The sequence below is a fragment of the Siminovitchia sp. FSL W7-1587 genome, assembly GCF_037963795.1.
Classification (GTDB): domain Bacteria; phylum Bacillota; class Bacilli; order Bacillales; family Bacillaceae_C; genus Siminovitchia; species Siminovitchia thermophila.
On sequence record NZ_CP150169.1, the window covers coordinates 3,619,434 to 3,645,792 of the forward strand.

27 protein-coding genes are annotated in these 26,359 nt (G+C 42.1%); 18 read left to right on the forward strand and 9 right to left on the reverse strand.

What is annotated here, in order from left to right:
- The first annotated feature begins 134 nt into the window (after positions 1-134).
- From NST31_RS17120 to argH, 6 genes are all read left to right on the forward strand, one after another.
- Positions 135-1,124 carry a class I SAM-dependent methyltransferase gene (locus NST31_RS17120; RefSeq protein ID WP_077110823.1) on the forward strand — a complete coding sequence of 330 codons (990 nt, stop codon included), beginning with the start codon at positions 135-137 and terminating at the stop codon, positions 1,122-1,124.
- A gap of 30 nt (positions 1,125-1,154) precedes the next feature.
- Positions 1,155-2,345 (forward strand): acetate kinase, encoded by a 1,191-nt coding sequence (locus tag NST31_RS17125; RefSeq protein ID WP_339162179.1) that lies wholly within the window; start codon positions 1,155-1,157, stop codon positions 2,343-2,345.
- A 68-nt stretch (positions 2,346-2,413) separates the two neighbouring features.
- Complete coding sequence (locus NST31_RS17130) at positions 2,414-3,256, forward strand: EcsC family protein (protein ID WP_339162181.1); 843 nt, start codon at positions 2,414-2,416, stop codon at positions 3,254-3,256.
- Positions 3,253-3,759 carry a molybdenum cofactor biosynthesis protein B gene (locus tag NST31_RS17135; RefSeq protein ID WP_339162184.1) on the forward strand — a complete coding sequence of 169 codons (507 nt, stop codon included), beginning with the start codon at positions 3,253-3,255 and terminating at the stop codon, positions 3,757-3,759. The genes NST31_RS17130 and NST31_RS17135 overlap by 4 nt, the downstream gene beginning before the upstream one ends.
- 128 nt (positions 3,760-3,887) lie before the next feature.
- A complete protein-coding gene (locus NST31_RS17140) occupies positions 3,888-5,129 on the forward strand; it encodes an argininosuccinate synthase (RefSeq protein ID WP_077110830.1) in 1,242 nt (413 codons plus the stop codon).
- Complete coding sequence (gene argH, locus NST31_RS17145) at positions 5,126-6,496, forward strand: argininosuccinate lyase (RefSeq protein WP_339162186.1); 1,371 nt, start codon at positions 5,126-5,128, stop codon at positions 6,494-6,496. Before NST31_RS17140 ends, argH begins: the two co-directional genes overlap by 4 nt.
- Positions 6,497-6,713: 217 nt before the next feature.
- Here argH and NST31_RS17150 read toward each other — a convergent pair whose 3' ends face one another.
- Positions 6,714-7,169, reverse strand: coding sequence for a universal stress protein (locus NST31_RS17150; protein ID WP_077110834.1), 456 nt, complete (start codon positions 7,167-7,169; stop codon positions 6,714-6,716).
- A 259-nt stretch (positions 7,170-7,428) separates the two neighbouring features.
- On the opposite strand from NST31_RS17150, the gene NST31_RS17155 reads away from it, so the two are divergent.
- From NST31_RS17155 to NST31_RS17175, 5 genes are all read left to right on the forward strand, one after another.
- The gene (locus NST31_RS17155) at positions 7,429-8,271 is read left to right on the forward strand and encodes a basic amino acid ABC transporter substrate-binding protein (RefSeq protein WP_077110836.1); all 843 of its coding nucleotides are present in this window, start codon (positions 7,429-7,431) and stop codon (positions 8,269-8,271) included.
- Between the two features lie 93 nt (positions 8,272-8,364).
- Complete coding sequence (locus NST31_RS17160; RefSeq protein ID WP_077110838.1) at positions 8,365-9,021, forward strand: amino acid ABC transporter permease; 657 nt, start codon at positions 8,365-8,367, stop codon at positions 9,019-9,021.
- A complete protein-coding gene (locus NST31_RS17165) occupies positions 9,018-9,740 on the forward strand; it encodes an amino acid ABC transporter ATP-binding protein (RefSeq protein WP_339162187.1) in 723 nt (240 codons plus the stop codon). Before NST31_RS17160 ends, NST31_RS17165 begins: the two co-directional genes overlap by 4 nt.
- Positions 9,741-10,387: 647 nt before the next feature.
- Positions 10,388-10,600 (forward strand): HNH endonuclease signature motif containing protein, encoded by a 213-nt coding sequence (locus NST31_RS17170; RefSeq protein ID WP_339162188.1) that lies wholly within the window; start codon positions 10,388-10,390, stop codon positions 10,598-10,600.
- A 125-nt stretch (positions 10,601-10,725) separates the two neighbouring features.
- Positions 10,726-11,175 carry an SMI1/KNR4 family protein gene (locus NST31_RS17175; protein ID WP_339165596.1) on the forward strand — a complete coding sequence of 150 codons (450 nt, stop codon included), beginning with the start codon at positions 10,726-10,728 and terminating at the stop codon, positions 11,173-11,175.
- A 261-nt stretch (positions 11,176-11,436) separates the two neighbouring features.
- On the opposite strand, the gene NST31_RS17180 is transcribed toward NST31_RS17175, so the two are convergent.
- From NST31_RS17180 to NST31_RS17205, 6 genes are all read right to left on the reverse strand, one after another.
- Complete coding sequence (locus NST31_RS17180) at positions 11,437-12,660, reverse strand: M20 family metallopeptidase (RefSeq protein WP_339162189.1); 1,224 nt, start codon at positions 12,658-12,660, stop codon at positions 11,437-11,439.
- The gene (panF, locus tag NST31_RS17185; protein WP_339162190.1) at positions 12,657-14,123 is read right to left on the reverse strand and encodes a sodium/pantothenate symporter; all 1,467 of its coding nucleotides are present in this window, start codon (positions 14,121-14,123) and stop codon (positions 12,657-12,659) included. The genes NST31_RS17180 and panF overlap by 4 nt, the downstream gene beginning before the upstream one ends.
- Positions 14,120-14,407 (reverse strand): YhdT family protein, encoded by a 288-nt coding sequence (locus NST31_RS17190; RefSeq protein WP_339162191.1) that lies wholly within the window; start codon positions 14,405-14,407, stop codon positions 14,120-14,122. The genes panF and NST31_RS17190 overlap by 4 nt, the downstream gene beginning before the upstream one ends.
- A gap of 108 nt (positions 14,408-14,515) precedes the next feature.
- Positions 14,516-15,007 carry a hypothetical protein gene (locus tag NST31_RS17195; protein ID WP_339162192.1) on the reverse strand — a complete coding sequence of 164 codons (492 nt, stop codon included), beginning with the start codon at positions 15,005-15,007 and terminating at the stop codon, positions 14,516-14,518.
- A gap of 4 nt (positions 15,008-15,011) precedes the next feature.
- Entirely contained in the window at positions 15,012-16,574 is a 1,563-nt protein-coding gene (locus NST31_RS17200) for a sodium/proline symporter (RefSeq protein WP_339162193.1), read from the reverse strand.
- Between the two features lie 21 nt (positions 16,575-16,595).
- Positions 16,596-16,721: a hypothetical protein gene (locus NST31_RS17205; RefSeq protein ID WP_268920976.1), complete on the reverse strand. Its 126-nt coding sequence runs from the start codon at positions 16,719-16,721 to the stop codon at positions 16,596-16,598.
- 198 nt (positions 16,722-16,919) lie between these two features.
- Here NST31_RS17205 and NST31_RS17210 point away from each other — a divergent pair, with 198 nt between their 5' ends.
- The 6 genes from NST31_RS17210 to NST31_RS17235 all read left to right on the forward strand — a co-directional run bounded on the left by NST31_RS17210 (position 16,920) and on the right by NST31_RS17235 (position 23,246).
- Entirely contained in the window at positions 16,920-18,182 is a 1,263-nt protein-coding gene (locus tag NST31_RS17210) for a M20 family metallo-hydrolase (RefSeq protein WP_339162194.1), read from the forward strand.
- Positions 18,179-18,400: a DUF3311 domain-containing protein gene (locus NST31_RS17215; RefSeq protein ID WP_077110855.1), complete on the forward strand. Its 222-nt coding sequence runs from the start codon at positions 18,179-18,181 to the stop codon at positions 18,398-18,400. Before NST31_RS17210 ends, NST31_RS17215 begins: the two co-directional genes overlap by 4 nt.
- Positions 18,400-19,866: a sodium:solute symporter family protein gene (locus NST31_RS17220; protein ID WP_339162197.1), complete on the forward strand. Its 1,467-nt coding sequence runs from the start codon at positions 18,400-18,402 to the stop codon at positions 19,864-19,866. The genes NST31_RS17215 and NST31_RS17220 overlap by 1 nt, the downstream gene beginning before the upstream one ends.
- A gap of 25 nt (positions 19,867-19,891) precedes the next feature.
- Positions 19,892-21,511 (forward strand): amidohydrolase, encoded by a 1,620-nt coding sequence (locus tag NST31_RS17225; RefSeq protein ID WP_339165598.1) that lies wholly within the window; start codon positions 19,892-19,894, stop codon positions 21,509-21,511.
- 294 nt (positions 21,512-21,805) lie between these two features.
- A complete protein-coding gene (locus NST31_RS17230; protein ID WP_339162200.1) occupies positions 21,806-22,048 on the forward strand; it encodes a hypothetical protein in 243 nt (80 codons plus the stop codon).
- A gap of 340 nt (positions 22,049-22,388) precedes the next feature.
- On the forward strand, positions 22,389-23,246 hold the full coding sequence (locus NST31_RS17235; RefSeq protein ID WP_077112956.1) for an ABC transporter ATP-binding protein: 858 nt from the start codon (positions 22,389-22,391) through the stop codon (positions 23,244-23,246).
- Positions 23,247-23,434: 188 nt separating this feature from the next.
- On the opposite strand, the gene NST31_RS17240 is transcribed toward NST31_RS17235, so the two are convergent.
- On the reverse strand, positions 23,435-23,587 hold the full coding sequence (locus NST31_RS17240; RefSeq protein WP_339162202.1) for a hypothetical protein: 153 nt from the start codon (positions 23,585-23,587) through the stop codon (positions 23,435-23,437).
- A 286-nt stretch (positions 23,588-23,873) separates the two neighbouring features.
- Between NST31_RS17240 and NST31_RS17245 the strand changes: the two genes are divergently transcribed.
- Positions 23,874-24,563, forward strand: coding sequence for an ABC-2 transporter permease (locus NST31_RS17245; RefSeq protein WP_236017056.1), 690 nt, complete (start codon positions 23,874-23,876; stop codon positions 24,561-24,563).
- Positions 24,564-24,685: 122 nt separating this feature from the next.
- Here NST31_RS17245 and NST31_RS17250 read toward each other — a convergent pair whose 3' ends face one another.
- Entirely contained in the window at positions 24,686-26,299 is a 1,614-nt protein-coding gene (locus tag NST31_RS17250; protein ID WP_339162205.1) for a PucR family transcriptional regulator ligand-binding domain-containing protein, read from the reverse strand.
- Positions 26,300-26,359: the final 60 nt, after the last annotated feature.

The window sequence follows — 26,359 nt, forward strand, 5'->3', positions numbered from 1 at the left end:
TTTTTTCTTTCACGGCAATGACCTTCTAAGTCAGTGGCCAAATTGAAAATATATTAGCGAAACAGCAAATCCTTGTTAACAAGACGTTGCAAAGATAAAATAAGTAAGAGTAGTTTGTCGCGGGAGGTAGAACGTTGAAAACATTTCCAATCGAAAAGTTGTTTGAAGTGATCAATGAAACAACTGAAATATTACAAGAAGAATTAAAGTGCACCTATTTGGAAGCTCTTGCTGAAACAGGGGATAACCTGTTTCACCAAAAGGTTATGCAAGCTGAACTGAGCGAGCTGACTGAAAAAAGATTGGCGAAAAAGTATTCAGAGATTCAGCTTTCAGCCTACCATAACGAAGAAATCCGCAAGGCATACCAATTTGCCATTTTAAAAGGTATGAAGAACCATGTCCAGCAAAACCATCAAATGACACCGGACACCATCGGATATTTTATCAGCTATCTGCTTCCAAAATTTATGAATGGGAAAAATGAAATTCGGCTTCTCGATCATGCCGCCGGGACAGGCAACTTACTGACAACCATTTTAAATAAAAAAGCACCGGACGTGAACATGCATGCTTATGCCGTCGAGGTAGACGATATTTTGATCAGGCTGGCATACACCGGAGCAAATCTGTTGATGCATCCGATCGAGTTGTTTCATCAAGATGGGCTTGGCCCTTTGTTGATTGATCCGGTTGATGCCGTTGTCTGCGACTTGCCAGTGGGCTACTATCCAAATGATGAACGAGCTGCGGAATTTACTTTAAAAAGTGATGAAGGCCATTCTTATGCCCATCATCTCTTCATTGAGCAGGGACTTAACTATACGAAGCCGGGAGGATATTTATTTTTCCTTATTCCAAACGATTTGTTTGAAACAAAAGAAGCGCCAAAACTGAAGCAATTCTTAAAAGAAACAGCTTACATTCAGGCAGTCTTGCAATTGCCGTTTTCCATGTTCGCGAATAGTCAGGCGGCAAAGAGCATCTTTATCATTCAAAAAAAGAAACCTGGGATTAAGCCGCCCCAAGAAGTGCTCTTGGCTGCTCTTCCAAAGCTGTCCAATAAAGAAGCATTGGACAAAATATTGGTTAAGATGGAAAAATGGTTTCAGGAAAACAAATAAAATAAACAGACCGCTAAAGGATGATTTTTATTGGCTAAAGTAATTGCTGTTAATGCGGGCAGCTCTTCGATTAAGTTTCAGCTTTTCGATATGCCGGAGGAGAAAGTGATAGGGAAGGGGCTGATAGAAAGAATCGGCCTGCCCAACGGTCTGGTGGCCATGACGATTGAAGGAGAAAGGCTGAAGGAAAAAGCAGATATTCCCAATCATGAAGCGGCGATAAAGCTTTTGCTTGACCGTATGATGACGAATGGGGCGATTAACTCCCCGGAAGAGGTGGTCGGGATTGGCCACCGGGTTGTGCACGGCGGAGAAATCTTTCATGATTCAGTGCCCATAACACCAAAAACGTTAGAAAAAATGGAGCAACTGATAGAACTTGCTCCATTGCATAATCCGGCCAATATTGTCGGGATAAAAGAATGTCAAAAAGCCCTTCCCTCTGTGCCGCAGGTTGCTGTTTTTGATACGGCATTTCACCAAACTATGCCCGAAAGCTCCTATTTATACAGTCTTCCATACGAGTATTACCAAAAATATGGTATTCGAAAATATGGCTTTCATGGAACATCGCATAAGTATGTATCACAGCGGGCGGCTGAGCTTCTTGGAAGGCCCCTTGAACAGCTTCGCCTCATTTCCTGCCATCTTGGAAATGGAGCGAGCATCGCCGCCATCAAAGGAGGAAAGTCGATCGACACGTCGATGGGGTTCACGCCGCTCGCCGGGGTGACGATGGGAACAAGGTCAGGAAATATCGACCCCGCGCTAATCCCCTACTTAATGGAAAAAACAGGGAAGTCAGCAGACGAAATCTTGGATATTTTAAATAAAAAATCCGGTCTGCTTGGTGTTTCCGGTTTTTCAAGCGACCTTCGCGATATTGAATTGGAAGCAGGCAGAGGAAATCACCGCGCAGAACTGGCATTGGACATATTTGCTGACCGTATTCATAAATACTTGGGATCTTATGCCGCCCGCATGTCGGGGGTGGATGCGATCATTTTTACCGCGGGAATCGGGGAGAACAGCGATGTGATCCGCGCGAAGGTGTTAAGCGGCCTTCAATTTATGGGGGTGTATTGGGACCCGGATTTAAATAAAATCCGCGGCAAAGAGGCTTTTCTAAATTATCCGCATTCGCCGGTAAAAGTTCTTGTCATACCGACAAATGAAGAGCTCATGATTGCGCGCGATGTAATGCGTCTAGTAATTCACTGAATCTATTTTTTGTGTTTTTACTCTTACTTTTTTATACTTAAGAATAAAACGATGAAGGGATGATTGCAATGGATTGGACAAAAAGGGAAGCAGTCGTTTGGGAAGAGTTGCAAGAATGGCGGCAATCAATGTTTGAACATGAACCGACCGATTTTGAGAACGCATACGATAAATGGATAGACCAAGTCTTTTCATTATTGCCTGATTCATTGCAAATTCAATTTTTTGAAAAAGTGGATGGATGGCTTTTCCATTTAAATTCATTGCTTCGGGGATCGCAATTGCAGTCCGAAGCGCCTGAAAAAATCTTGAGTGTTGCCAGGTCAATGAGCGGAGACATCGAAACATTAGCCGATTTGAGAAGGCTTTCTGTAGACAAGCTGACGTATTTGGCAGAACAGCAGGCGGCAAGACACAGATTATACTCCCTCATCCAAGGCGGTATGACCGGGTCAGGGAAAGCCATATGGGTGAGCAGCGATTTTCTGGCCATGCTCGTCATTAACCTGCGAGCCATCCAGTTGACCGCGATGTCATTCGGTTATAATGTCCAGTCCCCCGCCGGCCTCCTTGAAACATTGAAAGTATACCACACAGCCATTATGCCGAACCGCCTTAAAATGTTCGGCTGGGAAGATCTCATGAACGACTTGAAAAAAGAGGGAGAGGAATATTACTACGACATTCCCGAACGAGTGACGGACCAGTCTTGGATTGACGAGCCAATGAAACAAGTTTTAAAAACAGCGTTGATTGTCATGTTTGCCAAGAAAAAAATATCCGGCCAGCCGTTTCTTTCCATGCTGATCGGTGCGGGCATCAACTACAGGACGACTAGAAATATTACTGAATTTGCTTTAAAGTATTACCAATATAAACATTTGCTTCAAAAAGGCGGCGGAGAACTATGAGTGTCCATGAGCATAAAAAAGAAGCGCCGCGCTCAGTCCGCTGTGCCGTTATCACAGTCAGTGACACAAGAACGGAAGAGACGGATAAAAGCGGAAAGTTAATAAAAGAACTCTTACAAGCACACGGGCATTCTATTGAGTATTATGAAATTGCCAAAGATGACGGAGAGACTATTCAAGCGGCATTCGCCAATGCCATCCGGCAGCCAGAAGTACAAGCCGTCATTGTCAATGGCGGGACGGGAATAGCCAAACGAGACGTCACGATTGAAACGCTCGTTCCGTTATTTGATAAAGAAATTGTCGGTTTTGGCGAGCTGTTTCGAATGATCAGCTATACGGAGGATATTGGCTCTGCTGCCATGCTGTCAAGAGCGGCGGCAGGCGTATGCCAAGATAAAGCTGTATTTATCACCCCTGGATCAAGCGGTGCCGTCAAGCTGGCTATGAAAAAATTAATTTTGAACGAATTGGGACATATCATCAGGGAAATACAAAAATAATGGCAGGGACTACCCGATTTTTCGGTGAGTCCCTGTTATTATTTTTATACATAATGATGAATAAGTATTGTACAATAGCGAAATGTATGTTATTATCTCTTATATTAAATGATTAATTATAAATTTTCATGTATAACTATACACCCCAAACGGAGGTTTTTTGTGTGAAAAAGAAAGTTGTTCTCGCTTATTCCGGAGGGTTGGACACCTCTGTTGCAGTAAAATGGTTTATTGATCAAGGATATGAAGTTGTCGCCTGTTGCCTCGATGTCGGCGAGGGAAAAGACTTGAATTTTGTAAAAGAAAAAGCTTTGACAATGGGCGCTGTTAAAAGCTATATGATTGATGCAAAAGAAGAATTCGCCAATGAATATGTGCTTCCCGCACTTCAGGCGCATGCTTTGTACGAGAACAAATATCCGCTCGTTTCCGCTTTATCCAGACCGCTAATCGCGAAAAAGCTTGTGGAAGTGGCTGAAAAAGAAAATGCGGATGCGGTGGCTCACGGATGTACAGGAAAAGGGAACGACCAGGTCCGTTTTGAAGTTTCCATTAAAGCGTTGAACCCCAACTTGGAAGTATTGGCGCCTGTCCGTGATTGGAGCTGGTCCCGTGAAGAAGAAATTGAATATGCAAAAGAAAAAGGTGTCCCCATTCCAATTGACTTGGACAGCCCGTTCTCCATTGACCAAAACCTTTGGGGAAGAAGCAACGAATGCGGGATTTTGGAAGATCCGTGGGCCGCACCTCCAGAAAATGCGTATGAATTGACAGCAGCATTGGAAGATACGCCGGACACACCGGATGTCATTGAAATTGAGTTTGAAAAAGGCGTACCAGTTGCGGTTGACGGAAAAAAATACCCATTAAGTGAATTGATCCTTCACTTGAATACGCTGGCCGGAAAGCATGGTGTCGGCAGAATCGACCATGTTGAAAATCGACTTGTCGGCATTAAGTCCCGCGAAGTGTACGAATGCCCCGGAGCCGTTACTCTACTAACCGCCCATAAGGAATTGGAAGACTTGACCCTTGTAAAAGATATCGGCCACTTCAAACCTGTGATCGGCAAGAAGTTGACAGAACTTATTTATGATGGTCTCTGGTTCTCACCGCTCACACCGGCACTCCAAGCATTCTTGAAAGAAACACAGCAATATGTCAATGGGACGGTACGCGTCAAACTGTTTAAAGGACATGCGATCGTTGAAGGCAGAAAATCACCGAACTCGCTTTACAATGAAAAACTTGCCACGTATACAGCGGATGATGAATTTGACCAATCTGCCTCTGTCGGTTTCATAAAGCTCTGGGGATTGCCGACGGAAGTGCACAGCACGATCCATAAAAAGGATAAAGTCCAACAATGAAAAAATTGTGGGGAGGCCGCTTTTCCAAGACGCCAGAGCAATGGATCGAGGAGTTTGGGGCCTCCATCTCCTTTGATCAGCAATTAGTTTTGGAAGACATTGACGGTTCGCTCGCACACGTGAAAATGCTCGGTAAAACAGGCATTCTTTCACAAGACGAATGTGAACAGATCCAAGCCGGTCTATTGAAACTGAAGAAAAAAGCGCAGGCAGGAGAATTGGAATATTCCGTTTCAGAAGAGGATATCCATTTAAATATTGAAAAGATGCTCATTGAAGAAATCGGGCCGGTCGGGGGCAAGCTTCATACGGGAAGAAGCCGAAACGATCAAGTGGCAACCGATATGCATTTGTACTTGAAAAAGCAAGTCAAGGTCATCATAGAGCATATAAAAGAATTGCAGGCGGCTCTAGTAACACAGGCAGAAAAAAACGTGGAGACCATTTTACCGGGTTACACGCATTTGCAAAGAGCGCAACCTGTCTCTTTCGGTCATCATTTATTAGCCTATTTCTGGATGTTGGAGCGAGATAAGCAACGGTTCGAAGAGAGCTTGAAAAGAATCGATATATCGCCGTTGGGAGCCAGTGCGTTGGCAGGGACGACTTTTCCGATTGACCGCCACTATTCGGCGGAAATGCTCGGCTTTTCCAGTGTATATGAAAACAGTATGGATGCTGTCAGCGACCGTGACTTTATCGTGGAATTTTTGAGCAATTCGGCCTTGGCCATTACTCATTTAACGAGGCTGGCCGAGGAAATGATTCTATGGTCGAGCAAAGAGTTCAGCTTTATTGAACTTGATGACACGTATGCAACGGGAAGCAGCATCATGCCGCAGAAGAAAAATCCCGATATGGCAGAACTGATCAGGGGAAAAAGCGGAAGAGTGTTCGGAAATCTTATTTCCATGCTGACGATTTTAAAAGGCTTGCCACTGACATATAACAAGGATATGCAAGAAGACAAAGAAGGCATGTTTGATACAGTCCATACAATGGTCGGTTCATTGAAAATCTTTGCCGGAATGGTTGAAACGATGGCGGTAAAGGCAGATGTCATGAAAGAAGCTGTCAATCAGGATTTCTCGAATGCGACCGAACTGGCCGACTATTTGGCGGCCAAAGGCATTCCGTTCCGTGAAGCGCATGAAATCGTTGGAAAGCTTGTTCTCTACTGCATTCATAAAAACTGTTATTTATTGGATCTTTCTTTGGAAGAGTTCAAGGACGCTTGCGATAAAATTTCCGATGATGTTTATAACGTACTGTCACCGATCGAAGCGGTAAGAAGAAGAAATTCCTATGGCGGTACGGGATTTGAGCAAGTAAAAATACAATTGGAACGAGCTAAGAAACTCATATAAAAGAGCGTTTCCCGTAAGGAAGGGATAACGCTCTTTTCCTGGAACAACCGCCTCGGCGTCTTTGCTGAGATGGTAATATGCTCTGCTTGATTGCCGTTTCTGCAATGTTTTCAATGCGGTATTCAACGTTGTTCTTTACCAGATTTCGTTGGTTGAAATGCTGTTTCTTCGCAATTTGTTAGGCATTGCCACTAAGGCTGCGCGTCTTGCGTTTTTCTTATGATTGTTCAACTTCCGTTCTAACGACCAGGACATCACATTTTGCGGAACGGGTGATGTTCTCAGAGACGCTCCCGATCAACAGGCGTTCAACCGCGTTAAGGCCGGTGGCGCCACAGACGATCAGATCAATATTCAAGTCTCTTGCCACTTCTTTTGAAATAACGACTTTAGGAGACCCATGTTCAATCATCGTATGTACATTCGAAAGACCTTCGGATTCGGCTTCTTTACGATAGCCTTCGAGCAGTTCTTCGGCATAGGCCCTTGCTTTTTCCGCCATCGTTACATCATAAGCTTCGATAGCACCATATGACCGGGTATCCACAACATGGATAAGGTTCAGCTTTGCGTTATTGTTTCGTTTGGCAATTTGTACCGCTTTTTTAAATGCCCATTCTGCCTGTTTTGATCCATCAACTGCAACGAGAATGTTTTTATAAGATAATTCCATTTTGAAACGCCTCCTTTTTTATTATTTTATCATTTATATACAAATATTTCTCTTTTTTACGATATTGAAACATGAAAACTTTACGAACAAAAAAAGAAAATCCAATATGGACGTTTCTATATGCGAAATAAAAATAGGGCAATTTTAAATAATACAAATAATTGTATTGATTATAAAACGATTACAAGCTATCATTTTATAATGTGATCATACGAAATTTCATCAAGATACGACAGTATCAAGAGGAGGATCTATAGTGATGTATTCTATAAAAAAATCTTTTATGGCCGTTTTGGCCGGATCTGCCCTGCTTTTGGCAGCCTGTGGGGGAGGCGGCGGAGATACCAAATCGGGAGAATCGAAGGATGGGCAAAAATCGGGAGATAAAAAAGTGTTGAATGTTGGTACAGAAGCAACCTTTATTCCTTTTGAGTTTATGGAAAAAGGTGAGGTAACCGGATTTGATGTGGACTTGCTAAATGCGGTTGCCGAGGAAGCTGGGTATGAAGTGAAAATTGAAAATACCGGATGGGATGCCATGCTCGCGGGATTGCAGGGCGGACAGATTGACATCGGCATGGCGGGAATCACGATGACAGACGAACGTAAAAAAACATATGATTTTTCGAAACCGTACTTTGAATCCATCGGTATGATTGCTTTTAAAGAAGGAGCTGATATTAAAAGCGCTGAAGATATAAAAGGCAAGAAAATTGGCGTGCAAAATGGGACGACGGGACAATTTAACGCGGAAGAAGTTGTAGGAGAAAACTCCCCGGATATTTCCAAATACGAATCTGCGGCACTTATGTTCCAAGCATTGCAAAGTGACAATGTGGATGTCGTCGTAACCGACAAAGCCGTTGCAGAAGCATATAAGAAGAAATATCCTGATAGCAACATTCAAACAATTACTGATGACAAAGCATTTGCCATTGAGCATTATGGGATTGCCTTCCAGAAAGGAAGCGAATTGAAAGCCGAGTTTGATCAAGCACTTGATACGATATTGGATAACGGCAAGTACGCCGAAATTTATAAAAAATGGTTTGATGGTGCAGAGCCGGATATAGAAGCTCTACGTAAAGCGGCGAAAGAATGATTACATGCGGCTGTCCATTAACTGATGGATGGCCGTTTTTTCAGTTAAGTATGTAACGGCCGATTCGAATCGTAACAAAGAAAGGTGAAAACCATGAATATTCGCTTTGACATTATTACTGAATATATTCCATTCTTTTTAAAGGGTACTTTATTAACCTTGGGTCTGACATTAGCAGGGACTTTGATCGGACTCATTTTAGGCTTGATGATTGGATTGGGAAAAATGGCCAACTCTGCTGTCGTTCGCTTTCCTTTCGTTTGGTATATTAACTTTTTCCGGGGAACTCCTTTCTTAGTGCAAATATTTCTGATACATTTCGGGGTTGTACCACTCTTTATGACACCAGCCAACCCAATCGTATCAGCTATTATTGCCCTTTCTCTGAACTCTTCAGCGTATATTGCGGAAATCTTTCGCGCTGGAATCCAGTCGATTGACAAGGGGCAAATGGAAGCGGCGCGTTCTCTTGGCATGAGTCATAACCAAGCGATGAAGCTCGTCATTTTACCGCAGGCCATCAAGCGGATGATCCCTCCTCTTGGAAATGAATTTATTGTGTTATTAAAAGAAACATCATTGGCGGCCATTATTGCTGCGCCTGAATTGATGTATTGGGGACGAGCGGCTCAAGGTGCCCATATGACCGTATGGGAACCATATATTACAGTCGCCATCATTTACCTCATCCTCACACTTTCTTTAACACAGCTCATGAACTATATTGAAAGGAGAATGAGGACCGAATGATCTCTGTAAAAAACTTAAAAAAATCTTTTGGGGACAATGAAGTCCTCAAGGATATTTCTCTTGAAGTAAAGCCTCAAGAAGTGGTCGTTGTCATCGGGCCGTCTGGTTCAGGGAAATCTACATTTATTCGTTGTTTAAATCTGCTTGAATCTGTAACGGGAGGACAAGTGATAGTTGACGGAAAAGACTTGACAAATAAAAAAACGGCCATTAATGAAGTCCGCAAAAATGTCGGTATGGTCTTCCAACACTTTAATTTGTTTCCCCACAAGACCATTTTAGAAAACATTACAATGGCCCCCATTCATGTAAAAGGACTGGCAAAACAGGAAGCCGAACAAAAAGCAGTCGATCTGCTGGCCAAAGTAGGCCTGTCCGATAAAGCTTCCGCCTACCCTGACTCACTCTCTGGCGGACAAAAACAGCGAGTCGCCATTGCCCGGGCTTTGGCCATGGAGCCAAAAATAATGTTGTTTGACGAACCAACATCGGCTCTGGACCCCGAAATGGTCGGCGAAGTCCTGGAAGTCATGAAGCGGCTTGCAAAAGACGGCATGACCATGATTGTTGTCACACATGAAATGGGCTTCGCGCGTGAAGTCGGAGATCGTGTCATTTTTATGGATAACGGCTATATTGTCGAAGAAAATGACCCCTCTGAATTGTTCAGCAATCCACAGCACGAGCGAACAAAAGCATTTTTGAGCAAAATATTATAAACATACAGGCGGAAGAAAATAAATTGTTTTCTTCCGCCTGATTTATTGTCTTGGATGCCGTTTCCCTGGATCATCATGGTATAAAATTACTTTTTATGGAAAATCCGGGCATGCCGACGCGCCCTCCAATGGACCGATTCAATGCACTCGTGGCAGCGGGGAAATTTATTGATGAGCTTCGGCAACTGCCCAAGCAGGTAAGTTCATCTGCAGTCTCAACTATTGGAATAATATCCGTCGAACCCTATGGAACAATGTGATTTACGAAGAGGTCACTCTGTTTGTGGATATTCGTGATATATTTGGTAATGGAGGTAAATGTTTCATTCGTTGATAATGCCCATAAGTTAAAAAATTGACATAGAACCTTTAATTATTTAGAGTGCGACCAAAAGAAATCCTTTTACAACTCTGCTGCATGGAGATTTCAATCCACGCGCTCATATAGGTATTGTCGATCTTTTATAAAAAACATAATATTTTAAAATTTGTGCAGGTTTTTTCAATAATATGTTGAAGATACTTTAGTACAACAGGTTATCCATAAACGCTTACTTAATAAAAAAGCACAACCATATCCAGAAATTAGACATACTGCTTTTAACGGAATGACTATGCCTAGACCTGATAGGGCAGATTACCGTGAAGTGCCTAAAGAAAAGAGAGTGGCCCCATTAACATATGAAGAAAGAGGGCAATATATTAAAAGATTTATTGATACTTACAAAGATACTAAATGGGATTGGAGTAAATATGATATTCACCATGTAGTTCCAATACAATATGGAGGGGATCATAGTTTTGATAATTTATTTCCGTTACCTAGAGATATACATCAACAGGTAGGAACTCCTTGGTAGAGAGCTTACTAAAGTTCAAGGAGGGGGTCTATAAATGTTAATAAAAAAAACCTTAGATAATTTGAAACAACAACTAAAAAAAAAATAACAACAGATTAGAACTTATTTTTTCCCAAGGTAAAGTCATAACCGTAGGTTGTAGTTTTAATCCTCCAGCAGATCCAGAAGCTTTAAAGCAGGTTCAGGAAAATAATGACTGGGATATACCAAAGGATTATGAAGCGTTCTTATTACAGCATAACGGGGCACAATTGCTTCAAGCGTATCTTGGTGATATGAACATTGGCGGAGGCTTAATATTGTTTTCGTTAGATGAAGTCATCCAAGCTCATCAAAATCTTTCTATGGATCACATGTTTTATCCGATTGGCATGGTAAGTGAAGAGTATCTTATGGTGAAAAATAACAAAAATACGCCAAACTATCTTTATATTGAATATTTAGACCCCGCACCATTAAACATGAATCTTGAATTATTTGTTGACCGGTATATCGTTTCGAGTGGTGATATCTTTTGGGAATGGCCGAGATTGGATGCAATCAATTACTATAAGTTTTATTCAACATTCAAATGAACAAAAGCGTCTCATCACTATTTTGACATAGCGATGATCGGGATTTTTTAACACATATAGGGGCTGGGACATAAGTTGAAAGCTGATTCATATTCGTAAAAATCGTCAGAATAAAACCGCGTGAAATCAAGGTTTTAGGGGGAACCACCCTTTTAAACGTGATTCCATGCGGTTTATTTCATTTTTACAGGGTTTTTTCACGGCCCTTTTGCTATTGTATTTGCTTCTGCCCCAGTCCCGTTGTTTTCGCCGTATTCCATCCTAGCTTTCTTGTAAAAAGAGTAAAGCTGCCCTGCGATAAATTTCCGTCATGATCACAAGGTCTTCCACTTCGACATATTCATCTATTTGATGGGGAATTTCGCGGTCGCCCGCTCCAATGGTCACAATGGGGATGCCTTCCAAGTGTAAGAATGTTCCATCCGTTGCTCCCGGAACTCCATTGTACGTGGCGGGTTTTTTTAGCACTTCTGTCACAGCTTGGGATACACTTTTGACAAGCGGATCATCGATGGGTGTTTCGGTCCAAGGACGATCTTCGATGACTTCATAGGTTGCTTTAAAATCTGGATCATCTTTTGCCAAATGGTCAAAAATGGCTTGGATCTTATGTTCCAGTTCCTTATGGTTTTGGCCAGGAATTGTTCGGATATCTAAGGTCGTCATGCATTCATCGGGCATTACATTGATTTGTGCCTCCCCGGCAACAGGAGCTTGCAAGATGGTAGGGGTGATGCTCGGATATCCCAACATGGGATGTTTTCCGAGATGCTGTTTCTCTTTTTCCTCAAGCGCATGCAGCTCACAGATGATCCGTGCCATCCGGATATTTGGATTAATACCGCTTAAAGGCATGGCCCCGTGGGCCATTTTTCCATATGTTCGAATAATCACTCTCATGGCGCCTTTTTGGGTGATGCATACTTCCTTATCCAAAGGCTCACAAATGATGGCCCCATCAACGTCTTTGGCCCAACCTCTCTTAATAAAGTCTTTAATGCCAATCATCATGCCTTCTTCATCACAAGGAATGCACAATATGATTTTGCCGCTCCAATTTTCTTTTTCTTCATGTAGGGAAAGTCCGGCGATCATCATGCAGGCCAGATTTCCTTTCGTGTCATTTGTGCCTCTGCCATACATTTTTCCATTGACAATCTCCGCTCCAAAAGGGTCGTATGTCCATGAACTGTTCTTACCTTCCGTTACAACATCGGTATGACCTTCGAACAATAACGTTTTGCCAGGCTTTCCAGAATCAATGATTCCTATGACATTTGGTCTCCCCGGCTCTACCTCTTCTATGTGGACTTCCACTCCGTTCTTTTTTAAATAATTGTAAACGAAGCGGGCAACCCTTTCCTCATTCCCGTCTTTTTCTCCGGGACGATAAACACTTGGAATGCGCACAAGTGCTTGTGTTAATAAGATGACTTCCTCCGTTTCACTTTTCAATATGCGGTTGGTCGTTTCTGCTTTTTTCATTTGCCCACACCCCTTTGTAAATGTTCATCGGTTTGACTTGAGGTATATTTGTTTGTCAGGAGACTGACAATGACAAATCCAATCAAAGACATGACTACAGGCAAGGTCACTGAGTGCATTCCAAGGGGTTGGGGATAAAAAGTATCAAATAAAATATAAGAGCTAATGCCAATCACCATGGAAGTCAAAGCGCCATATTTATTCGCTTTCGTCCAATATAAGCCAAGAATGAGCGGCCAAATGAAAGCTGCTTCCAATCCGCCAAATGCGAATAAGTTCAACCAAATTAACAGGTTGGGGGGATCCAAAGCCATTAAAAATACAATGATCCCGAGAATCGCCGTAACACCAAAGCTTAATTGTTTTACCTTGGCCTTCGTTGCCTTCGGCTCTATATAGTTTAAATAAATATCCTTTACGATCGTTGAGCTGACAAGAATCAAGAGCGAGTCAACGGTCGACATGATTGCGGCCAGCGGGGCTGCCAGTACAATTCCGACGAGCCAGGGAGGCAACACTTCCATTGCCAACAGCGGCATCACTTTGTCCCCGACCTCGATTCCGGGAAGAATGGGTCTGGCAAACACACCGATCAGATGCATATTCAGCATAATAAATCCAACGACGATCGTTCCGACGATGATGGCCCTATGCATGGATTGCGTACTTTTATAGGCCATTGCCCGGACACTTATTTGCGGGAGCGCAACGACTCCCACGCCAACCAAGATCCAAAAAGACGATACATAGGCGGGTGTAAGGGAAGCTTCAGCGCCAAATGGGGTCACCAAGTTTGGATTTTCCCTCGTTAAATCAGCTATAATATTGGAAATTCCGCCGCCGGCAGCAATGGTTGCGATTAAAAGGATGAGCGTCCCAAACAACATGATGACGCCCTGAACCGCGTCGGTTAAAGCCACTGCCCGGAAACCTCCGATGATAACGTAAATAATGACCGAAGCGGCAAAAATGGCCAATGAGGTGAAGTAGCCCATTCCGGTAATCGACTCTATGAGTCTTGCGCCGCCCACCCATTGGGCAGCCATCGCGGAAAACAAAAAGATGATAATGCTGAGAGCAGAAATGATAACAACCCACGGACTTTTATATCTTTCCTTCATATAATCCACCATCGTGATGGCTTTATATTTTCGGGCCATGATGGCAAACTTTTTGCCCAAAATCATGAGGACAAAATATCCAGTAACTACTTGGGTCATCGCCAGCAACACCCAACCAAGCCCTTGGGTATAGGCCACACCGGGACCACCGATAAAACTGCTCGCGCTTCCATATGTAGCAATCATCGTCATGGCTAAGACAAAGCCGCCTAATTCCCGGCCTCCAAGAAAATACTCCTGCAAAAAATTGTTTGAAGATCTGATAGAGCGGCTGGACCATATTCCAATGGCAAATATGATGATCACAAAGCAGGCGAGAGAAACAATAATGGCCCAGTTCACTTTTGATCATCCTCCTCGACATCCAGGCTCACATCAACAAACCAAAATTTCACTACAAGGGTCACCAATACGGCCATGACAATAAAGCCCAGTACACAACTGTAAAAAAACCATGCAGGCAGGCCGAAAACATACTTGTATTCTTTTAATGGCTTACTGCCCAATCCATATGCAAAACCGTACCACCAAATAAAATTAAAAATGGCTAGCGCAACTCCGATTAGCGCTTCACGGTGGGCAATTTTGAAGCGGGGATCGGGCTTGTTTGGAGAATCTGTCTCCATTCATCACTCCTCCTTCTTTTTTGATCATGGAACGGCTTTATAAGCCTGCAAGATCATTTATTCTTTTTAAATTAAAAAAACAAAAGCATCTAGGATGAGAGAGTCACTTTATAAAGGATGATACTTTCCGCTAACCCCGTCAACCATTAATCTAAAATCGTCTTTTCCGATCTGCTTCGCATCCACAATCCAATAGGGGCGGTAAAATAATAATTGCTTTTGCAATGTGACTTTTGGAGTTAGCAGCACCTTTATTTTAGTGGACAGGGTACGAAATATATAGTCTTCGGCGATTTGGACCGCTCGATGTTTCTGAATGGTGCTGGGAAGAAGGCGTTCAGCAGAAACGGTCTTGATCTGAAATGTTGGGGCTTTATCAGCCAGTGCGGCAACGCCTGATATGCCATCAACTATACTGCCGATTATTCCTTTCAAAGGTGATAATGGATTTTTTCTGGCAAATGAGTGTTCAAAAAATAAGTATGGGTAATATAATAACTCATCAACAGAAAAATGGAGAGAAGGCTGCAAGTTCTTAAAAGACCGGATTGTATCTTCTTTCGAAATCTCTATCTCTTGTGTGTATATTTCTTTTTCCATCGTCTTATTCCTTCATCAGATTTCTTTCTGCGAGAAAATCGGAAACATTTTTTGTTTCCGGGCTTAGATCACGGGCAATGTTTTTCTCAATATTAAGCGGTATTTGTCTATTTCCTTTCGCTTTTTCAAAAGCATCTTGCATGGGCTGCGAAGGTTTTCTCCCAAACTGACTGCCGATCACCATGCCTAAAATAGAGATGACCAATCCAGCCAAAAACGGGTGAATAGCCGTTGCTCCTTCTAACCCCATGGAAGTCCAAATGATGTTAGTTGTTCCCCCGCCGATCATGGCACATAAAGCACCTATATGGTTTGCTTTTTTAGAATATACGGAAGCTACGTATGGAACAAGGAAGCTGTTTCCAAGAGCACCAAAGGCAAATATAACGAGTGTAAAGACGGAGGGAGGTTCATATATAGCAACAACCACCCCGATTATTCCGGCTAATAAAATACATATTCTCGAAACAAGGATCATTCTCGGCTGGCTTGCCTCCCGATGAATAAACCGTTGATATATATCCCGGGAAAGGATCGTCCCGGCTTGCATTAAGATAGAGTCGGAAGTGGACATAATGGCAGCCATTACAGCTGAAAGCAAAATAGCGGCAAAGATCCCTGGGAAGTACGTATACGCAAGTGTGGGGATCACCATTTCAGGGTCTGAAAGGTTTGGCAGCATGACGATTCCAATTAACCCAAGTATATAAGGGGTAAAAATAAACATTTGATTCCATAGAGCCGACCACATGATCGCGCCTTTCACCGTCTTTGTACTTTCCATCGACATATGGCGCACAACGACATGAGGCAATCCCATATATCCGATCGAATAGATGAGTATGGCTCCCAAGACAACTCCCCATTGTCCATAATACGCCAAGTCTTTCCCCCATATGCTGAGATAAGTGGGATCTATGGCAGCCAACTTTTCGTTTAAGGCCGATAACCCTCCAATATGTGCGAGAGCCACAACAAATATCGCTACAACGCCAAGCACCATAATAATTCCTTGGATAAAATCAGTCCAGACAACAGCGAGATATCCGCCGGTCACAGTATAAATAATAATAACACTTACCCCAAGAATAAGAGCAATTTCATAGGAAAGTCCCGTTAAAGTTGACAACGCTTTTCCTGAGGCGATAAATTGGGCAAATACGTATGCGAATAAAAAAACGATGGAAATAATGGACGCCACTATTCTTACCGCCGGGCTTTCGTACCTTTTCTCCAAATATTCTACAGGTGAAAGGGCACCGAGTATTTCGGACATGCGTCTCATGCGCTTTCCCAAAACAGAGAGATTGATAATCGAACCGCCGGCATCCCCTATCGCATACCATAAGGCGTACCAGCCTTGTTGAAAAGCCAGCGCGGGGCCGCCCATAAACATATATCCGCTCATAGCAGTGCTTTGCATTGTTAAAGCTGTTACAGCAGGTCCCAATTTTCTACCGCCCAAAAGATATTCATCCACTGATTGCGTGGCTCTACGGGAAAAATACAAACCAACTCCCAGTAATCCTAACAAATAGATCATAAAAACGATCAAATCCGGTTTCATTTTTTCGCCCCCGACTCATCATTATTCACTCTTGTCTTCTGCTTCATCTTCTTTTTTTAATTTGTTATACATAAAGAAAGCCAAGCTCAACCAAATAAGCGGCCATGGCAGCAGCAACCAAAAAGTTTCAGGCGGTAAATGAAACATCCATTCTCCTCCTTGGGTGAATTTTGCGAGCGATTTCATTTTGGTTTTATACATGTATACGGATGATGATTACTGATCATTCAAAATTTCAAACGATAAGAAGTAAAAACCTCACATAATATTTGATAAATTGAGATAATTTGAAAGTATAGTGAATTGTTTATAACATATCAAAAATAGCTTTAAGGAGGGGACGGGATGTCGTTTTTTACCATTAATGGCGAACGATTATACAGTCGTATAATGGAACTTGCAAAAATCGGACAAATAGGGAAAACGGGAGTACGAAGGCTGGCACATTCTCCGGAAGATAAGGAAGCAGTGCTACTTGTGAAGAGGTGGATGGAAGAAATCGGACTCAAAACGAGAATCGACCATTTTGGAATTCTGATTGGACGTCTTGGTGGCGCACATTCTGATTTGCCCGTTTTGATGGTCGGTTCCCATATTGATACACAGCCATATGCCGGCAGGTTTGATGGGACCGTGGGTGTTTTAGGCGCCCTTGAAGCGCTTCAAACCATGATCGAAAATAATGTTGTTCCGGTCATGTCAATGGAAGTGGGCGCTTTTTCCGATGAAGAGGGAAACCGTTTTCATAAAGGATTGTTTGGGTCGAGTGGTATTCTTGGCCTTTTGGAAGATGGAGAGCTTGACAGGCAGGATAAGGAAGGAATGACGAGAAGAGATGCGCTAATCGAATTCGGATGCGATCCTGGAAAATTTCCTGAATGTGAATATCGGCATGATCAAATCCATGCTTTCCTTGAATTTCACATTGAACAGGGGCCCGTGCTTGAATCGAAAGGAGAGCCGATCGGAATCGTATCGGGCATTTCCGGTCCGCTTTGGTTGACGGTGGAATTGAACGGATTTGCAGGCGATTCCGGCTCCGTCTCGATGGGAATACGCCAGGATGCTCTTGCCGGGGCTGCCAAAATTATTACAGCTTTGAACGATTTGGCAAGTGAAGATCCTGAGGCTTCGACGGTCGGTACAGTTGGCAGCTTGCGCGTTTTCCCGGATTCCCGAAATATTATTCCTGAAAAAGTGTCCTTTACGATCGACTTGCGGGACATTGATGAAGAGCGGAGAAATGCCATAGAAACAAGATTAGTAGAAGTCATCAAGGAATCGGCGAAAAAACATCAGTTAACATATGACATTAGCGAAGATACCCGAAGTGAGCTGCGGTATTGTGCTGATTGGATCAAACAGATCATGCGGGAAGAAAGCGAGGACATGGGGTTAAACCCGCCAGAGCTCATGAGCGGGCCGTTCCACGATGCCCTTGCCATGTCTACAGTGTGTGACTATGGAATGATCTTTGTCCGTTCCAAAGACGGGGTCAGTCACAATCCGAAAGAATACTCTTTCCCCGAAGATATTTCCCTTGGGGCCGAGTTATTGTTTAAGACAATGCTGCAAATAGCGGAAAAAAAGGCAGGCGAAAATACATGAGTACAAAAAAGTTCAACCTCATTTTTTCCATTGCTTGCGTTATCCCGTTCCTATTTTTGATCTTTCCATTGTATGAAATCGGGAACAAGGCAACACCAATCATTTTAGGGATGCCATTTTCCTTCTTTTGGGTTTTGTTATGGGTTGCCGTCACTTTTATCGCGGTTGCTTTTTTATATGATGTCGATCCAAATAAAGACGAAGAGGAGGAAATGTAATGCCCCATTGGCAAATTGCGTTATTTATTATGACCGGCTATCTTGTGACAGCTCTTATTATCGGGATTCTTGCGGGGAAGGGAAGAGATCATGGATCTTTGGATGAGTTTGCGGTCGCTGGCGGCAAACTTGGCCTGATTGTCATGTGGTTTTTGATGGGTGGGGCCATTTTTAGCGCATTTGCTTTTTTAGGTTTGCCCGGGTGGGCATATGAGAGGGGAGCACCAGCATATTATATCGTTATTTATTCAGCCTTTGCCATTTTACCATGGTATATTGTCGGTCCAAAGGTTCGAAAAATCGGCCAGAAATATACAATTTATACCGTTTCGGAATTTTTAAAAATACGATTTCAAAGCAAGGCGCTGGCGGTGATTGTCGGACTGATTACATTTCTGGCCTGCATTCAATATTTGGCGACACAGTTAACGGGAATGGCCCATATTTTCAACATGATGACAGAAGGAAGGATGCCTTTTTGGCTGGGGGCTCTTGTATCATATGGCATCGTGGTTATTTATGTAGCAACAGGTGGATTGCGGGCGGCGGCATGGTCGGACGTCTTTCAAGGCTTTCTCATGATTGTCATTTCCTGGGTTGTTGGCTTGGCAATCGTCTTTCAACTTCATGGAAGCGTAGGCGAAATGTTTAACGGCATTATTCAGGAGCAACCAGCCTTTTTGCAGATTGGAAAAGAAGGATCCCATATGGGGGCCATTCCCTTCACAACGACCATTCTCGTATCAGTGATCGGGTTTCTGATGTGGCCGCATTTATTTTCGAAATCTTATGCTTCCACCCCGAACACGATTAAAAAGACTGTGTTGGTTTATCCACTATTTGCATTATTTTTGGTGCCACTTATACTCGTCGGCTTTGCGGCAAAAGGGGTCGTGGATCAGCAGAATCTTGAAAGTGCCGATCAAATATTTCCGTTTTTGATCACGACTGTTATGAATCTTCCTGGGTGGATATATGGCCTCGTTGGAGCGGGAGCGCTTGCGGCAGCGATGTCTTCGGCTGATGCCATTACCCATAGTGCGTCACTGGAAACAACGGATGGCATTGTTCGCAACATATGGACCAATCTATCCGATAGAACCGTTTTACTGATCATGCGGATTGGCGTATTTGTAATTGGTGCTCTTGCTTATCTCATTACCATTTTTGGCGGACAGGGGTTAGTCGCCCTTCTGATTGGCGCCTATGGGGCGATTGTCCAGTTTGCTCCCGCGATATATAGCGCGCTTTATTGGAAAAGGGCTACTGTACCCGGGGTAATCGCCGGGTTAATAGTAGGGACGGTCTTCAATTTTTACTTCCAGCTTGTGGCAACTTCAACGCCTTTTGAGATTCATGCAGGTATATTGGGACTAATGGCGAATATTGTGATCACAATCGTTATCAGCTATATGACAAAGCCTCAAAATCATAAGGAAGTGGATGATTATATCAATGCTGCTTAAAAAGATGTTACAAAGAATGGATGAAATGAAGGCGGATATCGTTTTTAAGAATGGCGAGGTGGTGACTGTCAATGCCGACAATGATGTAAGTGAGGCAGTTGCTGTAAAAGGAAACAAAATTGTGGCCGTTGGTACGAACGACGAGATAACGTCTTTTATAGGCCATCATACAACTGTCATTGATTTGGAAGGAAAATCGCTTCTGCCCGGATTCATAGACGCTCATCTGCATTTAACGGTTTACGGTTTAAACTTATTGGGGGTAAATTGTACGGCTCCCCATGTTCAATCTTTGCATGATATCTTTACAGATATAAAGAAAAAGGCGAACGAAACAACAAGAGGGGAATGGGTGAGAGTTTGGGGATTCAATGAACAGAACATCACCGAGAAACGATTTCCGACAAGGGGAGAATTGGATGCCATTTCGCTTGATCATCCCATCGTGATTACCCGATTTTGCAATCATTTCTCCATCGTCAATAGCAAAGCGTTGGAGTTGGCCGGAATCAATGAAGCAACGCCCGATCCCGAAGGCGGGATCAGGGAACGGGATTCAGATGGACGATTAACCGGAAAATTGATTGAAAATGCTCATATGGAACTTTTCCATACAGCATCTTTTACCGATCACGAGTTGGAAAGCGCACATAAGCTGGCTTCGGATACGTTCGTCAAAGCCGGAATCACAAGTGTACATGATGCCGGAGGATATGGATGTGGCCCGGACATTATAAGGATGATGCAAAAAGGAGTCAGATCCGGCGATATTAAAGTAAGAGTGTATGCCATGGTCGGTTCCTTGACCAATTCTGAAGAATTTATTCAAACGATGCTCCGCGCAGGGGTTGTGACGGGACTCGGGGATGAGAAATTTAAAATCGGTCCTGCTAAATTGTTTACTGATGGAAGCAGCACCGGTCCGACCATTGCTACCCGCAAACCTTACACGAGTGATCCAAATGATTACGGGATTCAATATATTGAACAGGAGAAACTGAACCGGATATTGGGGGAAGCCCATGAAAAAGGGTTTCAAATTACGGCCCACGCCCAAGGAGACAAGGCGATTGAAATGGTGATTGATTGTATTGAGCAGGCCCTTGAGCGGTGCCCGCGCGCTGACCACCGCCATCGGATTGAGCATGCGGGGATTGCTGCAACCGACCTGCAAGAACGGATGAAACAGCTGAACATTATTCCGATCCCCAACCCCGTTTTTATATATATGAATGGAGAATCGTATATGCATCATTATGGAGAGCGAGTACATGTCATGTATCCGGCAAAAGATTATGTGGATAAATCTATTCCGGCAGCCTTTGCGTCTGATGCGCCGGTCGCCGATTGTAATCCGTTTCTTGGAATACATGCTGCGGTAAATCGGATGACCCAATCAGGACAGGCGGCTGGTCCGGGCCAGGCTGTCGATGTGATGAACGCTGTCAGGGCATATACGTATAATGGAGCATATGCAAGCTTTGAGGAACATCTCAAAGGTAGTATTGAAGAGGGAAAACTGGCTGATCTTGTTGTATTGGATCGCAGCCTTCTGCAAACAAATAAGGAAGACATGAAACACATTTCCGTGGAAATGACGATGCTTGACGGTGACATTTTGTATCAAAAGAATGCAATATACTAACATTGGCAGCACAGACCAAGATCATGTTTTAGGGGCTGGCACACAACTAAATCAGCTGATGAAAAAACGAACAATAAAGTGAACCTTCATTCAGTAGGCGTTTTCTTGCATCTCCTACTGAATGTTAGTTGAACCAATCGGGCATTTAGGTGCCGTTTCTCACACTTAGACCTTTTGTATTCACTCAAGATTTTGATGTGGGAGGCTTACGGCACCTTACATCAGACTGTCTAACAAATAAAACCAAAAAAAGGTATAATATAGGTAACTTATAAGCAGAGGAGATTCTTTAGAATGGGCAATGTTCACGGTTTTTCAAGAGATCAAATAAGTTTTCAATTACTGTGTTTAGATGAAATGATTGATAAGGAAAACCCTGTTCGAGCAATTGATGCTTTCGTAGAATCACTCTGCTTGGTCGATATGGGAATTAAAGAATATAAAAAACACAATCCTGGACAACAACCTTATGAGAGAAAAGATTTATTAAAGTTGTTCATCTATGGATACTTTAACAAGATCAGATCTTCTCGTTGAGTATGAATATAATATATCAGGATTCTGGATCAATTTAGAACAAATTGCTGATTATCTCGTGTATATTCAAAACGGCAAAATTATCTTTGATGATAGTAAGGAGGTGCTTAAAGAGCGTTACTATTGTTAAAGGTGCCACAGATTTATTAAATAAAGACCTGCGTAAATACTTTATCCAAACTCGAGAAACATTAACGGGTTTTGAAGGTCTTGTTGATCAACCAGGGATGGTAAGAAAGTTAATGGACAGCCAGCATCATTGGAAGATATAATGTTTTATACAGCGAGAAGCTAAATAGACGGTATCTCTTAAATCAAGTAATCATGAGGAGGATTTATATTGGCCGTTATCTTAGAAGTAAGTAATTTAAGGAAAAGCTATGCCGATTCTGATTTTGCTTTAGATGATGTTTCTTTTTCAATTAATTATGGTGATATCGTCGGATTTATTGGAGAAAACGGAGCTGGTAAATCAACAACAATGAGTTCAATACTAGGAACTTTATATAAAGACAGTGGGACTATTCATATTTTCGGTGAAGAAATAGACCCAAAAGATCCAGACCTAAAGAATGATATCGGTGTTGTATTTGATGACATGAAGTTACCTGGAGACTTAACCATCCTAAACTTAAAAAAAGTTTTTAGAGGTATTTATAAAAACTGGAATGATGATCAATTTGATTATTACGTAAAAATGTTCTCTTTACCTCTAAAAAAGAAGGTTAAGGACTTTTCAAGAGGGATGTCAATGAAGCTATCAGTTGCGATTGCTTTGTCTCACAACGCAAAGTTATTAATCTTGGATGAGGCTACGGCAGGACTAGATCCAACGGGAAGAGATGAATTGCTAGATGTATTACAGGATTTTGTTCAAGATCAAGATCGAGGGATTCTCCTTTCCTCTCACATAACAAGTGATATCGAAAAAATCGCAAATAATCTCATTTTTATAAAGGGCGGAAAAATACTATTAAAGATTCAAAAAGATGAACTTTTAAAAAACTATGCAATTCTTACGTGCAACGAGCATGAATTTAAAGAAATTAATCAGGACTTGGTAGTAGCTTATAAACAAAACGGAGATGATACAGATGTTCTGGTTTCTGATCGTGAAAAAGTAAGACATCTAATAAAGAAAGAATCTTTCTCTATAGATGAAATCACTCTACTTTTAATGCGAGGTGAGAAAGTTTGAAATTCATTAGTTGTAGGAGTTAGCCTTAGAGTTCTTAAAAAAGACAATACGAAATAAAAAAAATTGCAAAAAAATACGCTATCTTAAAACCGTGACTTTTTGCAAATTGTATGGCCTCTTCAATAAAAAGCTCCTTATCTGGAGAAATATAGCTAGTCACATGATATAAATCCGCATTATAAGGCTCTTTATTGAAAAGGACATGATAAATTGCCACTAGCAAACGGTGGGCAATCGCAATATTGAGTAAACCCTTGATCATCCGTAATTGCGATGACAGCAACAACAAAGGTCTTGTGAACGTCAATTCCGCAGCAATTCGGATAAACGATTTTTAGCATGCTAGCTACCTCCTATCCATTTGATTGAAGAAGAACTATAGATGGACTGCAAGGCTTTTTATAAACGAGACGCTTATGCAAAGATAAGTTTACGTGCTCTATGTCACAGTTAGTTGTTCTTGAAAAGCCAAGCTACACATATAAAAATGCGAGGTCATGTAGTGAAACCATGCACTTATTCACCTCCCCGTGATTTGTAGTGTATATAGGCTCCTTCAAAAATAGGTTACTACTTTAAAAACGAAAGATAAAAGGCATAATCTTCATTTTCATGCGGTGTTGTGCCTTGAGCGAAGCGAAAGGAATGATTATAAAAATGAGAGGACTATTTTTGAATCAATATTTTACAGTTGAAAAGAGTCTTAGAAATTACGTGTTTATAAGTGTTGTTATAGTCTGCCTTCTCATAATAAGTAATAATGAGATGATGTTGTCTTTCGCCACATGGTTGCCTATCTTATTTATGATCACTCCAGCTTTTGAAGCTTTAAAACACGAATCCTCATCTGGTTGGAATAAATTTGTGTTAGCATTACCAATCAAAAGAAGTCAAGTTGTACAAAGTCATTATATTTTCTATTCACTAATCATGCTTTCAGGGATTATTTTGACTTTTGTATTATTTGTTTTAACAGATCTAATAATGGGACAAAATCAAACAACAACAGCCGTTTATTCAATAATGAATGGGGTTGGATTAGCACTGATTATAGGTTTTGTTACTTATCCTTTAACCTATCATTACGGTACAGAGAAATCTGATATGATTCTGATGATGGGTGTACTTGCAGCTATAGGATTATTTTTCTTGAGTGAATGGATATATAAAGGGATTTTAGAAAATTTTGGTGCGCCACTTAGTCCAAACACAAACCACGATCTACTTTTTTCTTCAAGCTTTTTATTGATTAACTTGTTTCTTTTCATCATTTCATACTTTGTGACGCTTCAAATTTACAAACGCAAGGAGTTCTAAGCATAATCGAGTAGAGGGAAAAGCTAAATAACTTTTCGCCCCTCTCACACCACCTTACATGCCGGATAAAGTGAAACTTCATTATAAGGCGACTGTCAAAGAGAAGGCAGTCCCAGCCCACATTAATTGACAGCTTTTATCAAGTCGTACGCTTTCAGAGCTGTTTCGATTGCAATTCTTTTATCCGGATTCACGAAGTCTGCGCCCAACAACTGCTCGATTTTTGCAAGCCGATGATAGAGGGTTTGTCTGACGATAAACAGTTTTTCGGCAGCTTCCTTTTTTGCCCCGCCACACTCCAGATATACTTTTAAGGTTTGGAAAAGTCCGCTTTCTGTTGTTCGGTCGTATTCCAGTATGGGACCTAGATAATCCAATACATATGCTTCCAGTTCGCCGGTATTTTTTAAAGGAAGAAATAGCCTGTAAACGCCCATTTCATCATATAAATGGATGTTTGCCTGAATGCCGATCACTTCTTTTGCTTCTTTGTAGCTTTTTGTTAATTGCTTAATACGGGTATATTCCCGGCCAATTCCGATGGTGAATGTTTTTCCGAACAAACCTTTTTTCTCATTATTTTCGTCGATATAGTGGATAATTCTTTTTAAATGTTCCACTGCCTTTTCTTTTTCTTCAACTGTAATCGCTGCAATCACGGCAATTTCATCTCTTGTAGCTGATACAGAGGGGAGAAATCCATGTCTTTTAAAAAGGGTGCGTATAAGCATTGCCCTTTGCAAGTTAATGTCTTCCCATTCTTCTTCGCTGATTTCTTGATCGTGTGGCTGAAATTGAAGGACAAATACCCGGTAGCACATGTCCATATGGATGAAGGGCAGATGGGTGTGCATTTCGTTTATATCAAACTCGCGTCCTTGTAAAATATTTCGTACGAACTTATCTTCTGAATGCTGCTTTCTTTCCTCAATCGTTCGATTTCTTAACATGATTTGCGCAATTGAAAGGGCAGCCCGGTCAAGAATGAGATAATGAAATTCTTCCGGTGCGGAACTTGCGGTATGGAGGAAAAGGCATCCCCATGTGTGTCCAAGGCCTTTGACCGGCATGACGACGAAGCGCTCATGTTCAATGTTGATGATCTGTTGTTGCCGAATGTCATTTCTCTCCATTTCGACATATTGTACTGCTATGTCAAGAAGTTCCTTTTGGTCTGCGGGAAAATAAAAGTTCCTGCCTTCAGCCGGTAAAAACATAACCGTGTGATGGAAATATTGATAGAGCTCTTGCAAAATTTTCTGGATTCCATTGGATGACATTGACAGCTCAATAAACTTTCGGGAAGACGTATCGAGGTATTTTAAAAGGTCATGATGTCTGTTGATGATTAAACTGTGAAGGTCTTGCGTAATGTCTACAAATTTTACAGTCTCTTCAAACAAGATAATGGGAAAGTGATGTTTGTTGGCCAGTTGCAATATATCTTCGTGAATTTCCTGAAAGTAGGGTCCTTTTTCAATACAAATACCGGCAGCATTTGATTGAATCAATTTCCGTACAAATGTAAGCTGGGTAAGAAAATCTGTTTGAAGACCGACGCCTGTTGTCAGAATCAATTCGCCGCCGTGAATGAGCGACTCGAAATCGACAACTTCCAATACATGGACCCAGCGAATAATCCGATTCAGTCCCTCTGAACCAGCTAAAACTTTTGCATGGTGAAAATGTTCCCTTGAAAGAATGTCTCCCACTTTTAACGTAAATTCGTTCATCATATCGTTGGCCTCCAATATGTAAAATGAATCGCGCGATGATTTTACACTTTGTATAATGTA

Bases quoted from the DNA above. Each gene is read 5' to 3' on its own strand.
- NST31_RS17150 (WP_077110834.1), bottom strand. From the start codon at position 7,169: ATGGAATTATCTTATAAAAACATTCTCGTTGCAGTTGATGGATCAAAA.
- NST31_RS17210 (WP_339162194.1), top strand. From the start codon at position 16,920: ATGTCGTTTTTTACCATTAATGGCGAACGATTATACAGTCGTATAATG.
- NST31_RS17165 (WP_339162187.1), top strand. From the start codon at position 9,018: ATGATCTCTGTAAAAAACTTAAAAAAATCTTTTGGGGACAATGAAGTC.
- NST31_RS17135 (WP_339162184.1), top strand. From the start codon at position 3,253: ATGAGTGTCCATGAGCATAAAAAAGAAGCGCCGCGCTCAGTCCGCTGT.
- NST31_RS17195 (WP_339162192.1), bottom strand. From the start codon at position 15,007: ATGGAAAAAGAAATATACACACAAGAGATAGAGATTTCGAAAGAAGAT.
- NST31_RS17155 (WP_077110836.1), top strand. From the start codon at position 7,429: ATGTATTCTATAAAAAAATCTTTTATGGCCGTTTTGGCCGGATCTGCC.
- NST31_RS17220 (WP_339162197.1), top strand. From the start codon at position 18,400: ATGCCCCATTGGCAAATTGCGTTATTTATTATGACCGGCTATCTTGTG.
- NST31_RS17190 (WP_339162191.1), bottom strand. From the start codon at position 14,407: ATGGAGACAGATTCTCCAAACAAGCCCGATCCCCGCTTCAAAATTGCC.
- NST31_RS17250 (WP_339162205.1), bottom strand. From the start codon at position 26,299: ATGATGAACGAATTTACGTTAAAAGTGGGAGACATTCTTTCAAGGGAA.
- NST31_RS17200 (WP_339162193.1), bottom strand. From the start codon at position 16,574: ATGAAACCGGATTTGATCGTTTTTATGATCTATTTGTTAGGATTACTG.
- argH (WP_339162186.1), top strand. From the start codon at position 5,126: ATGAAAAAATTGTGGGGAGGCCGCTTTTCCAAGACGCCAGAGCAATGG.
- NST31_RS17230 (WP_339162200.1), top strand. From the start codon at position 21,806: ATGGGCAATGTTCACGGTTTTTCAAGAGATCAAATAAGTTTTCAATTA.
- NST31_RS17140 (WP_077110830.1), top strand. From the start codon at position 3,888: ATGTATAACTATACACCCCAAACGGAGGTTTTTTGTGTGAAAAAGAAA.
- NST31_RS17215 (WP_077110855.1), top strand. From the start codon at position 18,179: ATGAGTACAAAAAAGTTCAACCTCATTTTTTCCATTGCTTGCGTTATC.
- NST31_RS17160 (WP_077110838.1), top strand. From the start codon at position 8,365: ATGAATATTCGCTTTGACATTATTACTGAATATATTCCATTCTTTTTA.
- NST31_RS17225 (WP_339165598.1), top strand. From the start codon at position 19,892: ATGAAGGCGGATATCGTTTTTAAGAATGGCGAGGTGGTGACTGTCAAT.
- NST31_RS17205 (WP_268920976.1), bottom strand. From the start codon at position 16,721: ATGTTTCATTTACCGCCTGAAACTTTTTGGTTGCTGCTGCCATGGCCG.
- NST31_RS17180 (WP_339162189.1), bottom strand. From the start codon at position 12,660: ATGAAAAAAGCAGAAACGACCAACCGCATATTGAAAAGTGAAACGGAG.
- NST31_RS17130 (WP_339162181.1), top strand. From the start codon at position 2,414: ATGGATTGGACAAAAAGGGAAGCAGTCGTTTGGGAAGAGTTGCAAGAA.
- NST31_RS17240 (WP_339162202.1), bottom strand. From the start codon at position 23,587: ATGCTAAAAATCGTTTATCCGAATTGCTGCGGAATTGACGTTCACAAG.